The organism is Coleofasciculus sp. (assembly GCF_046565525.1).
Lineage (GTDB): Bacteria > Cyanobacteriota > Cyanobacteriia > Cyanobacteriales > Coleofasciculaceae > Coleofasciculus.
This window is the reverse complement of sequence record NZ_JBKHUP010000030.1, coordinates 13,980-32,695: the sequence shown is the minus strand read 5'-3', so window position 1 is coordinate 32,695 and position 18,716 is coordinate 13,980. Positions and strand designations below refer to the sequence as shown.

The 18,716-nt window shown below is 44.7% G+C and carries 14 protein-coding genes; 6 read left to right on the top strand and 8 right to left on the bottom strand.

Features of this window, described 5'->3' with window-relative positions; all coding sequences use genetic code 11:
• Positions 1-91 precede the first annotated feature (91 nt).
• Complete coding sequence (locus tag ACLGGO_RS12930) at positions 92-775, top strand: hypothetical protein (RefSeq protein WP_446419638.1); 684 nt, start codon at positions 92-94, stop codon at positions 773-775.
• A gap of 361 nt (positions 776-1,136) precedes the next feature.
• Here the strand turns inward: ACLGGO_RS12930 and ACLGGO_RS12925 are convergent, their stop codons facing one another.
• Positions 1,137-3,224, bottom strand: a complete 2,088-nt coding sequence (locus ACLGGO_RS12925) for an acylase (protein ID WP_446419615.1) — start codon at positions 3,222-3,224, stop codon at positions 1,137-1,139.
• 195 nt (positions 3,225-3,419) lie between these two features.
• On the opposite strand from ACLGGO_RS12925, the gene ACLGGO_RS12920 reads away from it, so the two are divergent.
• Positions 3,420-4,208 carry an SDR family NAD(P)-dependent oxidoreductase gene (locus tag ACLGGO_RS12920; protein ID WP_446419614.1) on the top strand — a complete coding sequence of 263 codons (789 nt, stop codon included), beginning with the start codon at positions 3,420-3,422 and terminating at the stop codon, positions 4,206-4,208.
• Positions 4,209-4,408: 200 nt separating this feature from the next.
• Here the strand turns inward: ACLGGO_RS12920 and ACLGGO_RS12915 are convergent, their stop codons facing one another.
• Positions 4,409-4,600, bottom strand: coding sequence for a hypothetical protein (locus tag ACLGGO_RS12915; RefSeq protein WP_446337142.1), 192 nt, complete (start codon positions 4,598-4,600; stop codon positions 4,409-4,411).
• 491 nt (positions 4,601-5,091) lie between these two features.
• Between ACLGGO_RS12915 and ACLGGO_RS12910 the strand changes: the two genes are divergently transcribed.
• Positions 5,092-6,483 carry a glutaredoxin family protein gene (locus ACLGGO_RS12910; RefSeq protein WP_446419613.1) on the top strand — a complete coding sequence of 464 codons (1,392 nt, stop codon included), beginning with the start codon at positions 5,092-5,094 and terminating at the stop codon, positions 6,481-6,483.
• A gap of 112 nt (positions 6,484-6,595) precedes the next feature.
• Here ACLGGO_RS12910 and ACLGGO_RS12905 read toward each other — a convergent pair whose 3' ends face one another.
• Both ACLGGO_RS12905 and ACLGGO_RS12900 read right to left on the bottom strand, forming a co-directional pair.
• Positions 6,596-6,784 (bottom strand): hypothetical protein, encoded by a 189-nt coding sequence (locus ACLGGO_RS12905; RefSeq protein WP_446365070.1) that lies wholly within the window; start codon positions 6,782-6,784, stop codon positions 6,596-6,598.
• Positions 6,785-7,026: 242 nt separating this feature from the next.
• A complete protein-coding gene (locus ACLGGO_RS12900) occupies positions 7,027-7,683 on the bottom strand; it encodes an HAD-IB family phosphatase (protein WP_446337144.1) in 657 nt (218 codons plus the stop codon).
• Positions 7,684-8,234: 551 nt separating this feature from the next.
• On the opposite strand from ACLGGO_RS12900, the gene ACLGGO_RS12895 reads away from it, so the two are divergent.
• Complete coding sequence (locus ACLGGO_RS12895) at positions 8,235-8,579, top strand: hypothetical protein (protein WP_446337145.1); 345 nt, start codon at positions 8,235-8,237, stop codon at positions 8,577-8,579.
• Between the two features lie 278 nt (positions 8,580-8,857).
• Here ACLGGO_RS12895 and ACLGGO_RS12890 read toward each other — a convergent pair whose 3' ends face one another.
• The gene (locus ACLGGO_RS12890; protein ID WP_446419612.1) at positions 8,858-9,517 is read right to left on the bottom strand and encodes a class I SAM-dependent methyltransferase; all 660 of its coding nucleotides are present in this window, start codon (positions 9,515-9,517) and stop codon (positions 8,858-8,860) included.
• A gap of 407 nt (positions 9,518-9,924) precedes the next feature.
• Here ACLGGO_RS12890 and ACLGGO_RS12885 point away from each other — a divergent pair, with 407 nt between their 5' ends.
• Positions 9,925-13,179 carry a protein kinase domain-containing protein gene (locus ACLGGO_RS12885; RefSeq protein ID WP_446419611.1) on the top strand — a complete coding sequence of 1,085 codons (3,255 nt, stop codon included), beginning with the start codon at positions 9,925-9,927 and terminating at the stop codon, positions 13,177-13,179.
• Positions 13,180-13,815: 636 nt separating this feature from the next.
• Here ACLGGO_RS12885 and ACLGGO_RS12880 read toward each other — a convergent pair.
• A complete protein-coding gene (locus tag ACLGGO_RS12880) occupies positions 13,816-16,137 on the bottom strand; it encodes a dynamin family protein (protein WP_446419610.1) in 2,322 nt (773 codons plus the stop codon).
• Between the two features lie 568 nt (positions 16,138-16,705).
• Here ACLGGO_RS12880 and ACLGGO_RS12875 point away from each other — a divergent pair.
• A complete protein-coding gene (locus tag ACLGGO_RS12875) occupies positions 16,706-17,155 on the top strand; it encodes a hypothetical protein (RefSeq protein WP_446337149.1) in 450 nt (149 codons plus the stop codon).
• A 29-nt stretch (positions 17,156-17,184) separates the two neighbouring features.
• On the opposite strand, the gene mltA is transcribed toward ACLGGO_RS12875, so the two are convergent.
• Together mltA and ACLGGO_RS12865 are read right to left on the bottom strand one after the other, a co-directional pair.
• Positions 17,185-18,363 carry a murein transglycosylase A gene (gene mltA, locus ACLGGO_RS12870; RefSeq protein ID WP_446337150.1) on the bottom strand — a complete coding sequence of 393 codons (1,179 nt, stop codon included), beginning with the start codon at positions 18,361-18,363 and terminating at the stop codon, positions 17,185-17,187.
• Between the two features lie 93 nt (positions 18,364-18,456).
• Positions 18,457-18,708 (bottom strand): hypothetical protein, encoded by a 252-nt coding sequence (locus ACLGGO_RS12865; protein WP_446371459.1) that lies wholly within the window; start codon positions 18,706-18,708, stop codon positions 18,457-18,459.
• Positions 18,709-18,716: the final 8 nt, after the last annotated feature.

Sequence of the window (18,716 nt, the reverse complement as noted above, 5' to 3'; positions counted from 1 at the left end):
TTCTTGTTGGTATAAGCGAGTTATTGGGCCAAATGTTCATGAGTCATTCCTACGTCTCAATAGAACTCGGATAGAGGCTCTGGTAGAACAATTGACTTTTGATGAAGATCATAATATTGTTGGTATCCCTGACTGGGCAACGATATGCTCAATATTTGAAAAACTGCCTCTAACTGAGGAATTTGATGAAGATTTCGATGAAGAAGATCCTGTTTTCGAGCGCTGGCTCTACGAAGCAGCTTATGAAGCTTCCAAGCAAGAAGTTGTAGAGACAGGATATTCCTATAAGTCTCTAATTAATCCATGTACTGACTGTAGTGCATTCTGCTGTAAATACTTGGTTTTTCCCCAAGCTATGCCAACAACCAGAGTGAACCTCGATTACTTGCAATTTGTCCTCGGATTTCCTGGCATTGAGATTGGAGTGAGTGATGGAGATTGGTTCGTTATTGTGCAGACACGTTGTCAGCATTTGCTGGAAAATCGATGCTCAATCTTTGGTAAGCCTGAGCGACCCCAAATCTGTACCTTCTATGATGCCCATGGTTGTCAGTATGTTGCCCAATTCGGTGTACCGAGACCAAGGGATTTCATGCGAGTCAAGTTAGAACAATTTTACTGGCTAGTAGAACCGATGGAATTTGACAAGTATGGCAATATAACCTATATGCCCAGTGCGGAGGCTCTGCGAGGACATATAGAGCAGGAGTGGCACAAAACAGTCTGTGTCGAGGCAGAGCAGGCTGCTATCAGCCCAAAATTTGATAGCGATTAATTGCTGTTTGAATAAAAGGAACTCTAGCCGTACAGTTATCAGAAAAATTATCAAATTTTAGCAAAAATATTAAATCCAACTAAAGTTCATACTTCTTCCTCATCTCTTATATTTCAGGTGTATATCAATTGCATCTAAAACCTTGCGCGATCGCGTCTCTAGCAACAGCTTACCCTACCCCCCAATGACATTTATTGGTTAATTTAGGTATCAAATTCAACCCTTTCCTATGACTTAAACGATAAAGCTTCAGAGTCTAAAACGAATGGTACTGAAATTTTGGCTGGTGGGCGATGCCCACCCTACGGTGTATCAAGGGTGGAAGCGATCCAAAAAGGCTGACAGAAGCGTACCATTGACCCTAAAACACCGTCCGGGATTCCAGATGCGCCTCGATGTCCTGACGAGTCCGCCAAACGGGTCGCAATTCATGCCTTGCATACAAGGCTAACTGATCCCCTATATGCCCAGAACCCGGTTGTGTGGCATTGCCATAAACCGTGAGTACCCTTGCTTTAACCGGATCAGAAAATTCGATCGCGGCAATATAACTATCCCCAGCCACTGATCGCAACTTTGTCTCATCCATCGGTGCGAAATCAATCACCTGGAAACTGCCTAACTGCCCAGAAGCCCCACTTCCGGGTAAATCCACGTCCCCATACTTCAATCGCGCCCTCTCACCCCAAGGGACATCTAACCTACCATAATCCGACTTAACCCTAGCGGCGGCTCCTGCTAAAGTCTTCACCGCCGCCACCGGATCTGCCAAACTATCTGGAGTAGTCAGAGGCGATTGAGGGTTCCAACTTGTGGCAAACTGATTATTATTAGGCATTAACTGTACCCAAGTAGCAAACAAAACCGTCCCCCGACTGTCTGCATTTGCCTGTCGATCCCAGTTGGCTAAGACATTCGCTGCTTCATTGGCTAATTTATCCCCCGACTGTCGTGTTGCAGCAATTAAGTCATCTAATATCCGATCTGCCAATTCTAGACGCGAGGAGAATTTTTTAGCAATCATCTGCTCAAAACTAATTGGATTCTCCGCCATCAGCATCTTCGCTGATCCCTGGGCGCGGAAATTCATCGATTGGGGTGCCATATAGGGCGGATAATCATCAGGATTAATCCTTTGGGGGAATGTGGTTGTCCAGGGTGGATCATTGGCATTTTGTAACCAACCCGTTTCTGGGTCAAGAATACGAGGTAAATCTGAATATGGATGATACTTTGTCCATAAGGTTTCGGAGGTATCGCCGGGAACTACACCCTGCCAATATTGCCAATCTCCCTGAGAACGCACTGGCACTTGACCGTTAAATATATGCAAAATATGCCCGTCTCGGTCAGCATACAGGATAGTAAACATGGGCAGTTGTAAACGGGCGACGGCTGTCTCAAACTCTTGGCGGTTACGCGATCGCACCATATCCCACAACTGCGCCATTAACTGAGGTTGATCTAACCCCACCACCCGCAACGCGATCGCATTCCCTTCTTGTTGTGTGACGACAGCACCATGAATCGACCGCCGAATCACCAGTTCCTCTTCCTTTATTGTCCCATTTTCCTGCTTCACCTTCAGGGTTTGGGTTTCACTTTCAAAGGGACGAACTTGCCCATCGAACTCATATCCCCCATCAGCCAAAGTGAGTTGATAAGCCGTCCAACCCCGATGGGTATTGACTGTCGCTGTCCAACCCAAGTGATCATTAAACGCGATCGAGAACATAGGCATTCCCACCAACGCCGCCCCATAAGCATCAATTCCTGGGGCGGTTAACTGGGCTTCGTACCACAGGTAAAAATTCGACCAGGGTAAGTGGGGATTCGCCAGTAGCATGGCATTTCCACTCGCCGAATGAGACGGTGCGATCGCCCATCCATTAGAACCGGCTTGAGACTCTCCCGATTTCAACGATTCCAAGCGCTGGGGATTCACCACAAAGTTAAAATGAGTCACCCGTTGCAAATGTGCCAACACATCCACCCCATCCACGGGCAACACCACCTTGACCTTATCGTCAATTTGGTCATCATGTTCGGAGGCATAGCGATTAATCCCCGCCGCAAAGCTATCCAAATAACGCCGCATCGTTGGATCTTGCGCCTCGTACCATTCCTGCGCCCTAGTGGGAATGCCCATGGTTCGGACATACTTATCAGAGTCCAAATAGTCTTGACCCCAATACTCGGCTGCCTTACCCCGTGCCTGTCCATATAACTGTAGAATCAGGTTGCCATGACTCGCCGCTTGCGCCCAGCCAAACCCTTGGAATAGATTCTCTATATTATTCCCGTAAATATGCGGTACGCCCCAAGTATCCCAAAGAATCTCTGTTTGATCGTCTCCAGTAACTGGACGGTTCATTCCCCAGGCTACAGTAAATATAACCGTCAGCAATACTACGACCAAAACTGAAAATTTTTTGTTCAATCGGGGCATTTTAAATCTAAATCAAATTAGGCATTTTTTCCAGTTATCAATTATAGCTGCTATTTTTCAAATCAACCACAATCCGTTGTCAGATATTCTTTTCTTCTGAGTTTCTTCCTTGACTCTCAATTTAAGTTTTATGCGTTAAACTAATAATTAAGTTAAGAATTTAAACCCAAACATCTCTAAAAACAATAGAGGATAATGTCCACTGCTTTAATTACTGGAGCGTCGGCAGGACTGGGTGCTAGCTTTGCTCAGGAACTCGCTAAACGCCAAACAGATTTAGTTCTTGTCGCTCGTTCCCACGACAAACTACAGCAACTTGCCCAAGACTTACAAGCCACTTATGGGATTCAAGTAGAAGTGATTCCCCAAGATCTTACCGAACCTGATGCTGCCTCGAAAGTCTTTGAAAGGATCAACCAGAAAAATATTACCATCGATTTACTGATTAATAATGCTGGGTTTGGCGACTATGGCGTCTTTAGTCAGAGTTCCCGACAGAAGCAGCTAAAAATGATTCAGCTTAATATCCTGGCGTTGGTAGACTTGACTCATCACTTCCTCCCCCAGATGCAACAACGAGGTTCTGGAAGTATTATTAACGTCTCTTCAATTTCTGGGTTTCAACCGCTCCCTTATCTATCAATTTATTCATCGACTAAAGCCTTTATTATCAGTTTCAGTGAGGCGCTTTGGGCAGAAAATCAGCACACGGGTGTTAAAATTCTGGCGGCTTGTCCTGGACCTACGGAAACAAGTTTTTTCGCAGCGGCTAATTTTGACCAATCTGCTCCTGAGAGTTTAAAGCAGCAAAAAACCGATTCCCCAGAGGTAGTGGTGCAGGAAATTCTCAAGGCTCTAGACACTGATGATTGTACAGTAGTGACAGGGCGGTGGCAGAATCATTTGCTGGTTAATCTGTCGCGACTCTTGCCCAAAAAAACCCTGGTACAGATTGTCGAGCAACAGTTTCGTCCTCAAAAATGACCAAAGCAAGGCACAAGGAAATAGGGAACGGGGAACAGTAAAGATTCTCAATCGATGACAAAGGTGCAACCTGATTAAGGTGGCACCTTTTTCGCGATCTGTAAAAATCGAAGGGTCTGACAATGTTTAGATTAATCGAGGTAATCAAGAAACTATGACCAATTCGTCACTCCTGTACTGCTATTGGCGTCAGTTGGAGATCAATAGTTAGCCACTGGCATAATTTCGTCAACTAACAGGGGTCCATATAAATTGGATGTTCCTGTTTCGTGACTATTCCAGTTTCCTTGAATAAAGTAGATTCCCTCCTGGCAGGAAGCAGCGATTTTTCCCGTGTGACCTTTTAAAGAGCCTTTGGTGATTTGCACGAGTTCATTCTGCTTGTAAACCATTGTGATGCCTCCGTTTCAAATTTAGTCAAAAATTAACTTTTCTTAGATATACAGTATTTTGGCAAAAACCATACGCTATTAACGACAATCTTTCGGCATATTTTGGCAAAATTTAAACTTTACAATGCTTTACAATTAAGCAGGTTTATTGAAATCGTTGGTATCGCAGGTGTCTGATCAATAGGCATCCAGGGGTGTTGAGCGCTTTTGGGATCAGGCTGTATCAATAACACATTTGACTTGGGCAAAAGATATACAACTCTGGTTGATCTATCTGAGGAAATACGAGGAAAACTCAGGATTGAGACGAAGGGAGAATATCTCACCCTTCCCAAACATGAAATCTGCTGAGTCTGATCAAACGTCATTCATACCCTACCCCTATAGAACTATTACGTCTTTTTTCTAAAGGCAGATCTTCTCTGGGTGATGGATTTACAGTAGAAGTATGGTCTCCTAAATTTCTCCTCATGTAAAAAGGACGCTAAAAAATGATAGTTAAATCTTACCGCCGAGTGATCCTGTCCTTTATCATCATGGTTGGTCTGATATTCGTGACTTCTCTTCAGTCCGTTGCCCAAGCTGGCGATGATGTCGTGGATGTCTATTTCTTTCAAAGCAAAACCTGCCCCCATTGCCTCAAGCAAAAACCCTTAATGACCTATATTGATCAACACAATAAAAATGTTGACATTACGTCCATTGAGGTCAACGACAATCCCAGGGAATGGCAGAAATTCCGAGAAGCCCGGGGAATCTCGTCTGGCGCTGTTCCCAGGACGGTGATTGGGGAAAAAATGTTCATTGGCTATAGTGAAGCCGAAGGACCCTTGGAATACAATTCGGTTCATCAAGCTTATATCGGCTACAAAAACCAAATTATTGCGGCGATAGAAACAGAAGTCGGATCTCCACTCAATTTACCCACAACGGATCAAACGACTCAGCAACAGACTAGCCCCCCGTGGCGAGTCTTTTTAATCCCGTTCTGGTATCTATGTAGTTATCCGTTTTTGAAAGACCAACTTGAGAAACGACAAGGTAAACGTTATTGGATTGGCGGGTTACTGGCAACAACTATCGTCAGTCTATTTGTGTTTCTTGCCCTCACGCCTGATGCTGTAATTAAAACCTTTGCCCAAGGGCTTCCCTTCCCCCTATTTGTCTCTACTATTGCCCTTGCCGATGGATTTAATCCTTGTGCGTTCACAGTTTTAGTTATTCTGTTGTCGTTACTCACCTATACCCGCAGTCGCAAGGATATGACTTTGGTGGGGACAACCTTTATTATCACGTCAGCGGTGATGTATTTTATATTTATCATGCTGATGGTCTTGGCAGGTTCAGTCTTTCTGGAAAACTATGGCACTCAATTTCTGCTGATTCTGGGAATTCTGATTACCGGGGCGGGTTTGATCAATATCAAGGATTATTTTTGGTTCAAAAAATCTATCTCCCTATCCCTCTCAGAAAAACAACAATCAACGATACATAAACGAGCGGGAAAGATCGTCAGAAATCTGAGAAATGCTAAAGGCGATCGCAAAATGTTTCTCGCGGCATTAGCCGGGACTGTTTTATTAGCCGTCTTCGTCAATATTGTCGAACTTGGCTGTACAGCGATTCTGCCTGCTGTTTACATGACAACACTGCTACAGTATTGCTCGGATACGATTGGCTTGTGTCATCTCTCGTGGACAGGTTTGTATGCCGTGATTTACATTATTCCGCTGTTGGCGATTTTAGGCAACTTTATCTATTCGTTTAAGTCCACTCGACTCACTGAAAACCAAGGGAGAGTGCTGAAACTGGTGGGCGGACTATTCATGCTGTTCTTTGGTCTGGCGATGATATTTAAACCTGAGCTATTAACCCTTGGCTAGAACTCTATCGCAGAAGGCTCCAGGGCTCCAGGGCAGAAGGAAAAAGTATCCAAGTTATAAAGGGGGTGATTTTTTTCTCCCCCTGTTTTCGCCTTGTCTAAGTGAGGTCACTTTAATAGGCTAATGGTGAAATTTCGTCGCCAAGAAGTGGTCCGTATAGGTTAGATGAATCGGTTTTTTGATTGGTTAAGTCTCTGGCAATAAAATAGCTACCTTCATGGCTACAAGATGCGATTTTTCCTGTATGACCTTTGAGAGAACCTTTGATTATTTTTACGCGATCGTTTTGTTGGTAGAGCATGATGCCACTGGCACTTGTAAATTTTCAGGTAAACCATTTCATCATACGAATAATATTTTTTTAATTCGATGAAGCTGAACAGGCTTTTTAATAAAGTTTTGGCAAAGTTTATTTGATAAAACTTTACATTTTGAAACTTAATCTTCTCTCCCCCTATTTCCTGAGAAGGGCGGGTTTAGTCAAGTTTCGGGACAGTGCCAAAATGTTATCGGTAAAACCCGCCCCTACAGCCCTACTATTCTTTAGGTTTTCCCCCAAAGCTGGGATAGCTGTTGACGCACATCAAAAAAGTCATTCCAGGGTAGGTAGGGCTTTTGACGTTCATCGAGATACTGGCTGAGGCGATCGCGGGCGAAGACGACAGAGGCGTGCAATGCCATATTAAAATCCGTCACCGAATCCCCGATCGCAATCTGTTCTTGTGCGGGGTATTTTGCCATCACCTGAACTTTGGCAACCAGTTCCCTATCCCCCTCAAACTCGGACAATGGCTGAAGGTAATCACCACTCGTATCCACATCTACGGCATACACCCCTGCCACCCGTTCGAGCAGCGACGTTCCTCCCCGCTTTTCTCGACCCAGCACCGTCTCCACCATACCGCGCAATCCCCCGGAAACAACCACAAAGGGTACGCCGCGATCGTCGAGAAAATCAAGTAATTCTACCAAACCTGGGCGAATCGGTTTAGATTGGGTATGGGTAAGGATATCCGGATATCGCGAAGACGGAATTGATTCCAGGATGCGGCGTACCCCTTCCCGTAGTGTTAGCCGTCTGGTGTAGAGTTGGGGCATCACTTCGGCAGATAACTCAGGGGCAAAATCCTTTAACATGCCGGCAAAGGTTTCTACTGCCGTAATCGTACCGTCGAAGTCACAAAAGACAACTCGCTGCATTCGAGATCAGAAATTAAGTTTAAGATTAATAAAGATGGTAGATTTGCCATCCCACTTGCTTGATTATGCCGCATTAAATCACTCTGAGCAAAGAATAGATCAGATATTTTTAAATTTTTGGATAAATTGATAAAAATTATCCGGCTATAACCTATAAAGTCATGAACGATGAAATACACCTAAGTTAAGCCAAAGCCTTCAGAACTTGATCTCCCTTATTTGTAATATCCCCAGCGCTCGCCTACAGTATTCGTCTCTCCTGCAACAGGTGAGACTCATAAAATTACCATGTTTTATCCATAAAATAACTTTAATCAAATCATTGATATGACCAATAGTTGTTGGGTTATTATTGAGTCAGAATATAGTGGTTCTCAAGCCGATGAAGTACACCCCGCTCATGGGAAAAGGATGAGAGATAGGAGATGAGGGATAAATTCGTGTATTTCCTCAAGAGTAAGAACCACGTTCAGTATAAAAACCTAGTCCAAAGCGATTAGCTCGCATCAGGGAGTATGTACCAGGTAAAATTGTGAACATAAGCTAAAGGAATGACTCTAAACTATCCCATCATTGAAACCCAACTCAGACTCATTAGAGCTTTACAGCGCGGATACGCTGAAGCCCTAGAAGCTGGAGATTGGCAAGCGGCGGAGTATCGTTGCGCCCATTTACACCGATTGTGTGAAGGGTTACATCATCTGAGTTATTTGCTCGATCGAGGCAATGCCTTATCCACCTTGACACCCCAGAATCAAAATAATTGGGTGGGAACTATCCGGGGTAACAATCCGATGCACACCTTAAATCAGTCCTCAGAAACGAACGAAAAGCCCCTTTCATCGCGTCCCCTACCCCCTGAACCACCGCCTATTGATGAAGTGTGGAACCAGTAAATGCTTGTGACTTTTCACCGTTGATAGGGGAGATAGGGGAGATGGGGATGTTCCAGACGTAGCATCCTAAGTCTGGAACATTCGGTAGGGGCGGGTTTAGTCAAGTTATCAGATAACGACTAAAGGTTATCGGTAAAACCCGCCCCTATACACAAGTTTATTTTCGCTTTTCTATTGTATAGCAGTAGACACATCGATTAGGACAAGCGAACTGTTGTTCCAGGCGTTCCGGCGGAACGTCTGGAACAAATGATGTCTTCTAACCGCTATGGCGGTTGCTATATGCTTTTTTTGCCAATCAAAAGCGCCAGTTCTAGCCATTTCCAGTAACAATCGACATCAGTATAACCGATTTCCCGTAGCCATTTCAGTTGAGTTTCTACATCTAATAATTTATTCGAGGGATCATCGGGTTTGTCAGCAATCCCCATGCTAGCGCGGAAATGTTCATGGAGTTCTGGCGTGGGAGAAGCAACGTGTTCTAAGTTACAAAAAATACCACCGGGTTCCAGGAAGTTGAAGACTTCAGCATAGAGGGAACGCTTGCGTTCATGAGTTAGGTGATGAATGGCAAAGCTAGAAACGATTGCGTCAAATTTACCTAACTCTGGCAAGGGATGATCTAAATTATGTGCCTTGATTTTTACTGTCTCATCCCCAGCAAACCGCTGTTTAGCAGCGTCAAGCATTGTGGGCGAAAAATCGATCGCGATACTTTCGACATGGGGGCGGTCAATTTTCAGAAGTGCCAGCAGACGCCCGTTTCCAGTGCCTAAGTCGAGGATACGTTTGACTGTTTTAGGAACCTCTTCCAGGACGACGGCTTCACCTTCAGTGCGATGGGGGAGATGATCAGATCGCTCTAAATAAGATAGCGCATGGTCAGCCGATGTCCAGAGATTGGTTGGGTTTGTTATTCGTCCTTCGTCATTTGTCATTTGTGATTAGATAGGGAACGGGGAACAGGAAACAAAGATGAATACAGCCATTCCGTAATAGTCGGGGCGGGTTTAGTCGCATCTGTTGTGAAGTCAGAAAAAATAATAGTGAAACCCGCCCCTACATATAATAAATATTATGTAATTTTACGGCAAATGCACCCAAACCGTAGGGGTTTGGTTACCAAACCCCTACAGTCGCCCCCGCAACCGTGAAGCCGTTGACTGAAAAACCCAAAAATTGGATGTTCATTTTTTTTAGATGCTGCGTGGAAGATGGCAGGGGAGGGGAACAGAAAATTTTGTTGGCGTTACGATTGAGACGGAAAGTGATTTTGGGAAAGTCTATGGCAAAATTATATCACTTGTGCGGTCAATAAAACCTGCTGAGAGTCTACACAAATCTTATGATTGGGACACGACTACGTGGGCGTTATGAAATTATCCAACCGTTGGGACGTGGAGGGTTTGGGGAAACGTACCTGGCAAGCGATCGCGATTTACCTGGACACCCCCATTGTGTGGTCAAGCAACTTAAGCCACAGGTGGCAAATCCGTCTGTGTTAGAGGCGTCTCGCCGCCTGTTTGATACCGAGGCACGGGTGTTGTATCAGTTGGGGAATCATGACCAGATTCCTCAGCTTTTGGCTCATTTTGAAGATAATCAGCAATTTTATTTAGTTCAAGAACATATCGAAGGGGATGATTTACGGCACGAATTATCGGCGAGACGCCGATTGGATGAGATGCAGGTTATCAGTTTAGTCTGGGATATCTTAGAGATCTTAAACTTTGTTCATCAACACCAGGTTATTCATCGTGATATTAAACCCTCTAATTTAATTCGACGGGCAGCGGATGGCAAGATTATTTTAATTGACTTTGGTACGGTTAAACAGGTGAGTACGGCGACAGGTTCCCCAGGATTGGTGACGATTGCTATTGGTACACCCGGTTATATGCCCCCAGAACAATGTGCTGGCAAACCGCGCTTCAGTAGCGATATTCATGCGGTAGGAATGCTGGGGATTCAAGCCTTAACGGGGGTATTACCCCATCATTTGCCAGCGAATCCGAAAACGGGTGAAATAATTTGGCGAGATCAGGTAGCAAAAGCCTCACGTTTTCATGACATTTTAGAGAAAATGGTGTGTCAGGATATTGGCGATCGCTATGGAACTGTGAGGGAGGTGTTAGACGCGATCGCATCCTTGCCTTCTAGTGCGACAATCCCCTTACCTAGCAATACTTTACCCCGTCCCATGAGAACTGTAAATAGTTTACCGTCTCAGCTTCAGACTCAGCGCACCCTAGCCGCGATCGCGTTTACTGATGGTGTGGGATTTAGTGCCAAGATGTCGGCGGATGAAGAACATACCCTGGATTTAATTCACCGGGATTTAGAGTTAATGCGGCGATTATGTCAGCAGTTTTCTGGACAGACGATTAAGTCTACGGGGGATGGCTTATTGATGTATTTTCCCAGTGCGGTTTTGGCGGTGGATTGTGCCATTGAAATTCAGCAATCCCTGGCTCAAGCCGCCCAAACTTTATCAGAGAATGACATCATTTTACATCGAATTGGCATTCACTTAGGCGATGTCTTTGTCAGTGAAAGCGATGTCATGGGCAATGGGGTGAATATTGCTGCTCGTTTAGAAGGAAAGGCACAACCGGGAGGGATTTGTATTTCTCAGCTCGTTTATGATTTGGTAAAAAATCATTTACAGTTACCTACCACATTTTTAGGTAACTTATCGTTAAAAAATATTACCGAACCCGTACCGAGTTATTTAATTCAACCCGTATCCTCTGGAAACAGGGTATATCCACGCTCAAGTTCTCCCTCCAAACCCCAAACTAAACAAACTCGCCAGGATGTTCAATTTCGCCATATATTACTCAATAAAGTGAGAAACTATTGGATCAAAGGAGTATTAGAAACCTCGTTACATGGTCGCGTCTTAATTGAACTGGGATTAGAAGAACGCCTGGATTTAGTCGAACGCCCTTGGGAATTGGTTTGGGAAGGTTCCGGGGAGTTCCAGCAAACCCTATTACCGGGAATCAGAGTCAGTGACAAGTTTCTGGCGATGGGCGAGGGGCGATCGCTCCTGATTTTAGGGGAACCGGGAAGTGGGAAAACCACGACTCTTTTAGAATTAACTCGCGATGTATTGGATCAGGCAGAAACCGATAGTAATCACCCTATTCCTGTGGTCTTCAATCTATCCTCTTGGACAGGGGGGAAACAAACCATTGCTGACTGGTTAGTTAACGAACTTTATACGAAATATCAAGTATCTAAAGATATTGGTAAAACCTGGATTGATTCCGGAGAATTGTTACTATTATTGGATGGTTTAGACGAAGTAAGTATTACATTAAGAGAGGCTTGTGTCACCGCCATCAATCAATTTAGTAGCGAACATGGCACAACTGAACTCGTAGTTTGTAGTCGGATTCGGGATTACCAAGCCTTACAGCACCGCCTGAACTTACAAGCCGCGATTTGTCTACAACCGCTTACTTTAGCCCAAATTGATCGCTACCTGAACAGCGCTGGGACGCAACTTACAGCGGTGCGCCAAGTTCTGCGATCGGATACCACATTGCAAGACTTAGCACAATCTCCTTTAATGTTAAGTATTATTACCCTAGCTTATCAGGGAATATCCCTAGATGAGTTACCGCAAATGAGTGGTTTAGAAGAGTGGCGGAAGCACTTATTTGACAGTTACATTCAGCGGATGTTTAAGCGCAAGCGGGGTCAAGGGAAGTATAGCAAAGAGCAGGTAATTAACTGGTTAATTTGGCTGGCAAAGCGGATGCATCAAGCCTCAGAAACTGTATTTTTAATTGAGCGATTGCAGCCGAGTTGGTTAGAAACAAAGGAGCAAAAATGGCTGTATGCTATGGGAGTTGGTTTAATCGGGGGATTAGTTATCGGGTTAGGCGGGGGACTAAATGTCGAGATGATTTTTCGACAGAGCGTCGGTGTCTTAGCCGGGTTAATTATGGGAATCGGCGGTGGGTTAATGGCGGGGTTAATTGTGGCTTTGATTATGAATCAGATTGAACCCGTGGAAACATTAAAATGGTCATGGGCAAAAGCGAAACGGAATATATTACCGGGGTTGCGAATTGGGTTGACGGTGGGATTAATATTTGGTTTCAGCAGTGGTCTAATTTTTTGGCTAATTTCGCCCAGTGGGAGTGCGATAATTGAGGGGCTAACTTATGGATTAAGTGGAGTAGGGACAGGATTAATTTTTATATTATTGCGCGGGTTAACTGGGGGCGGGATTGAAACGAGTACAGTTCCCAATCAAGGGATATGGCAGTCGGCACAAAATGCGCTAATTTTTGGCTTGATTGGGGTGTTTACCATGGCAGTTTTGGGGCAAATGGTGGGAGTACCGATTTTATTTGGTGCAGTGATTGGATTGTTGTTTGGGTTATTTTCGCCTGCTGGGATTGCTTGCATTCAGCATTTTACGTTACGGTTAGTGCTGTATTTTAGTGGTTCTATTCCCTGGAATTATGCACGATTTCTGGATTATGCGACGCAGCAGATTTTTTTACAGAAGGTAGGAGGCGGGTATATTTTTATTCACCGATTGCTGTTGGAACATTTTGCTCAGATGGAGCGAAAAATGTAATACACGTAGGGGCGCACTGACGTGCATTGGTGTCAACTTAAGGTAAAACCCCCTCACCCCCTGCGCCTCTCCCACCAAGGGAGAGGGGAGCAAAGAAAGGAGCAAGAAGGAAGCGGTGTTTCAGATGTGATACCAGAAGCGTCTTTAGGTGATGGTTCCCCTTCTTTTACCACCTTTATTCCCCCCTTTCAAAGGGGGGCTAGGGGGGATGGAATAGAGTGGGTTAGGCGGAATTAAATCCAGGAAATACCCCTATAATTTGATATCCGCCGTAACCCACCAATAATACACACCTTGCACCATTAAAGCTTGGCGAATAGAATTCGCAGCTATACAAACAAAGTCCGCCTACGCGGACTTTTATTAAACTTGGGTAAGTAGACTTTCTTTATCCAGCCCCAATCCTATCCGTTTAAGCATCAAATTGAGCTTGAATCGCTTGAATTCGAGACTCTAACCTATCGCGCTGTTCCCTTTCAGGGCTTTAGTTCTTGCCTGTGTAGCTAAACCTACCTCTACAATTGATACCAAATTATGGTTATCTACCCCCTTTATAATTCAGTCCGCGCAGGCGGACTTTGTTTGTGTAGCAGCGATTTTAATCGCCCAAATCGCCCAAACACAAGGGGTTATTTACTACCTTAAAAACACCATCGCTGACGCCTGATTCATCCTCGCCACCTTTGCCACCGCCTGACGCCACATCTGTTGATCTTGCTTCCGTGTTTCTAACTCCTTAAATTCCACCCAAACCTTTGCTCGAATATCCTCATCACTCAGAAAAATTTCCCACTCCCGCTTCATATCTCTCGCATAAATCACCAAATCAATAAATTCCTGCACCATATAATAACGAGCTTGACTCGGCGCCGTCAGCCAACTATTTAACGTCTCCTGACAAGCCGCAACCGATTGCTCATGCAACTTTTCCAAATTTATTAGCACATCTGAAGCATTAGACGGATCAGGTAAAATACCGATAACTTCCGCAATACTTAAATCAATATCCGATTGCAGTATCTCATCCAATTGTTTGCGAATTAAATGTAAAAGGACACTCCCATAAGAAAACTCGAACTCCCAAAGTGTTCTAAACCCTAACTCCAGTTGGTTTCCCCGTTGTGCCATTAAATCTGCCATATCTTTGAGAAACTCCGCCCCTCTGGTTGAGGTTAATTCACCCAACCTGCCTTGATTCACAAAAACATCAGTAACCAACGATTTAACTTTATCAATCGACAACCTCAATCCCTTATCGACTTGTAAAAAATGCCGAGACAAATGAATTCGCAGTTCCCGAATATAAACTCGGTAGATAGCTTGATAGGATTCCTTAAACTCAAACTCACAACTCCGGCTGACAATCTCCTGATCCGTCTCTGGAATCCCTTTATCCGTTTGACAGTTTTTCAATGCCGATTGCACCGCTACCTGAAAATCTGGATCAATCGCTTCACATTGCTCTTTTAGTTGATTTCTCAGTTCTAAAAGTCCCTGGATAAGTTCCTGAGACAGTTGCTCGAATAATCGCCTAAATTGGCGAGATTCTCCCGAATAGTAGTCCAACGCTTGAGTCGTTTTTTCCAGTTCACGATTAATCTGCTCATGCAGTTGTTGCAGGTTAATTTGACAACGACTCGCGTATCGCCTATCTAAGTCTTGAATATTAACCGTTAGATAATCCAAAACCTGATTAAATACTCGGTTGGCGTCTTCTGAATCAGAGCAATCAGCAACTTCTGTTTGTACTACCTGAATCGTATCAATATTTTGCTGAAGACGTTGGCAAGCTCTCAGATTCTCCGTTCTCCGACTATAATTTAAAATCATAAATGACCGTTTTTCTAGATCATTGAGAGCTTGCGCCGCTTTATCATACAATTGGGTATCGAGGCGTTGCCATTGATAACGCTGAGGATCAGGTCGTTTGATAAACAAAACCACATCAACTTCATTGCCCAAAGTTTCTAGCATCAGCGTTTCATCGCCTAACTTGGAGTCGCCTAAACCCGGAACATCCACTAGCGCAATTTTGCCAACATCAGGATTTTTAAACGGACAAACTATCTTAACCTCTTTCACCGCTAGGTGTTTGAACGTGGTTAAGTTATTCTGCTGAGTACCATCGCGTTTTTGCGTCACATAATCGGTAATTTCCTCAGCCTTAATTTTTAGCGATCGCGGATTTCCTGACCGAATCAACGAGCGATACTGACTGAGATTTCGATGATAATCATAGCACAGGCGTTTGTACATCTCTTCATCACTCGCCCCTCCTAGTTCTTGTTCGGGAAATATCTGATTGGCAAACTCATCTAAACTAGGGGGTTTCTCCGCCCAACCGAGTTCGTCATAATAGGGATAAATGACTTCGTTTAAAAATGATGATTCAGAATGCAGCGTAACTTCGACTTGAACAGAGGTTGTGGGTTTAGGTAAAACTATTTGGTCTTGAATACCATATAAACTAGAGCTAACCCCATTAACTTGAATCCCTGTTTCCTCTGAATCTTTGTTAGGTAAGGATTCCCCTTGCCAATTTTCAATTGTACTGCGAACCGCCGTGCAAGCGCCTCCTTCTAGTGCTGGAATTTCATTATCGGTGAGTCCACTCAATGTTTTAAGTAACGTACTTTTCCCCTGTCCCATCAATCCGACAACACCAATATTTAAGGTAAGACGAGAGAAGCGTTTTTGCAGATTATTCAGATTCTCTGATTCAATTTGAAGCTGTTGGAGCAGATAAGATAGATGAACTGTATTTAATTTCTCTTGCATTTCACTCTCACCGAAAGATACCTCCAGCCGTTGGCGATACAGTTCTAATTCGCGCAGGGCACAAGAAAGCTGAGCGAGATGGCTTTCTACCCGTTGTATTTCCTGAGCTAGCGGTTGACGCTGTTCGATGATATAGTCAATTCGTTGCGCTCTCGTCCGGGGGGGTTGGCTGGTATTCATGAAACCAGATTATTATTGAATGAACCATAAGATTACTCCAAAGTCAGTGCTGTTTAACTTAAGCTGAATGTCGCTGACTCGTATAGGAATATGGGTGACTTGTATCACCAGGAAATAAATGATCCGGTTGGCAAAGTTGAAAAACCTAGCTCCCGCATCCTCTGTCCTCCCGAGGGGGGTTGGGAGACGGGAGGGGGATCTAATCGGGAACAGGGGTGGGAAGGGGGTGCCTGAAAGCCCCTCCAAATAAAAATATATTCCGCTTCCCTCCTAGTAAAGGCGGGCAGGGGTTGGGTGAGGGGTTTGACCCCCTATTTAATCAACCAACAGTATCCTTTAGTTCAGGGCTTAAGGCAGTGCCATCCAACTAGAATTTAGTATCATACTTAGGCTGGTAAGCATAACCTCAGCTAATTAGCTGAAGCTCCGTGTCTTTAGACCGGGGTTGCTTACTCAAGTTATGATGATTGAAATCACATATTACCTGTTGCCTCTTCCATTTGCCAAAATTGGGATAGGCAGTGCCCAACACCATAGCGCTGATCCCTCTAACTCTTAATGAACCGTTATGTCATCACCTGATCTGGATGGATTTATTTTAAGTCAGCAATACCAACTCAAAGCGACTTTACAAAGTCTTCAGTTGACCTGTCAAGTGATTCAAGATTATGACCCGGATAGTCAACTTTGGCAACAAAACCGATCGCAAGTTCAGCAAATGCTACAGTTTTTGGAAAACGCGATTGAGGTATATATCCAAGACTTTTCACCCGATTCAGAAAAACGCATCCAGTTTTGGGAAGGCTGTTCCTTGGGAAAATCTCATAATCGTATTCTCCACCCCAGCCAACCCCCCAAACCATTAGTTGAGGTACTCAAAGGAAACGGTGATCCCGAAAATCCTTTGCATCTGGGCTTGTTGGTGGGTTATCGCTTTGCTACGCTCAAGCGTTTTCTATCTCGTTTTGAACTACCTGAAGATATGGACATTGATTTAGCGGCGGCTACCTTCGGATAGAACGTCGCTTCTTATGTCTCAATCCCCAGTTACCGAGAATCTTTCAACAATAAATAGTATAGGTTTCCATTACCGCCAATTACTCCTGCGCGATCGCCAGCGAGAACACCTGTTCCCATAAATATATCCACTCGTCCAGGTCCTTTAATCGCACTCCCAGTATCTTGATCCAGAACATAGCGACTCACCCAACGGGATTCGAGTTGCCCTTGGACGTTAGGATAGGGAATCCGAGTTTGAATTAACGCCAAAGCGCCAGGAGGCATTAAGGACTTATCGGTGGCGATGGAGCGTTCGGCTGTTACAGGCACACCCAGGCTTCCAGTAGCAGGTGCGCCATTGGTTTCCCGGAAGAAGACAAAACTTTGATTCCGGGGTAAATATTGATCCAGTTCGCTCGGAAATTGACTGAAATAATCAATCAAAACCGGTAGCGTTAACCCCTCAAGGGGTAACTTACCATCTTTGACCAATTCTCGCCCCACACTGGTATAGGGGTAATCAGTTTTACCCGCATAACCAACCGTCATCAGACTACCATCTGACAATTGCAGACGGGCAGAACCCTGAACATGAACTAAAAATGCCTGGAAGCGATCGCGCAACCAGACGAGTTCTAATCCAGACAGAGAACTACTTCCGCCAAACCCATCGACTCCTTCTAAATCAGCGCGAGTCGGGTGAGGCTTCCTCCAGTTATTGAAGTTCGTCGGTAAACGGTAAAGGGGATAGCTATACTCTGCACTAGGGGTGCGACTGGCAGCATAAATTGGTTCAAAGTACCCCGTAAATAAGACTGTTCCTTGATCATCATTGCCCACCGACTGGTAAACCTCAAACTCACGATTCACCGCCGCTTGTAGTTGGGCTGGAGAACTGGATGTGAGTAGGAGTTGACGAAATCGTACCAGGGAACGGCGCACTCGTTCCAGGGTTATCCCTGGGATGGGATAGGTTTGGTACGTCGCCGCCGCTTTAGGCGTCGCCAGATAGCGCAGACTATGGTCAATCGACTTAAGTAAAGCTTGCCGATCCCCCGGCTGTTCAGGAGTCCCCCAGAGTTGCTCATCGAACCCTAGAGAGTCCAGTGTCACCGATGAAGTATCGGGGTTTATTCGTTCTAGAGGGACATTAGGAACAGCCAAACTGCTGCCACTGAACAGCATTATCCCTAAACTCAGGGATAGACTTGTCAGTTGTTTTCTCATGCTGGTCAAAACTGTCACGTCGTATCATCAATCATTCATCATTAGCCATTGGGTTTTGCCAATGACTAATGACAAAAGACATATCGCTTGATGCTAAAAGCGATCGACGCTACCCCCGAAGATGGGTTCCACCCGAATCGCTAAAACGCTGGAAGGGCGTACTACCATATATTCGCCCTGAATATTTTTAATCGGGACACTGATAAAGTCGTTCGAGGTCGATTTGGGCATGAGTTCGCTACTATACCATTTCTGAAACTCTTGAATTGTGGTAAAGCGCACCTCTTCCCGGTGTCCGCCAGCGATAAGAATGTGAACGGCAAACTCATCTGGAGTTCTTGGCATGAAATTTT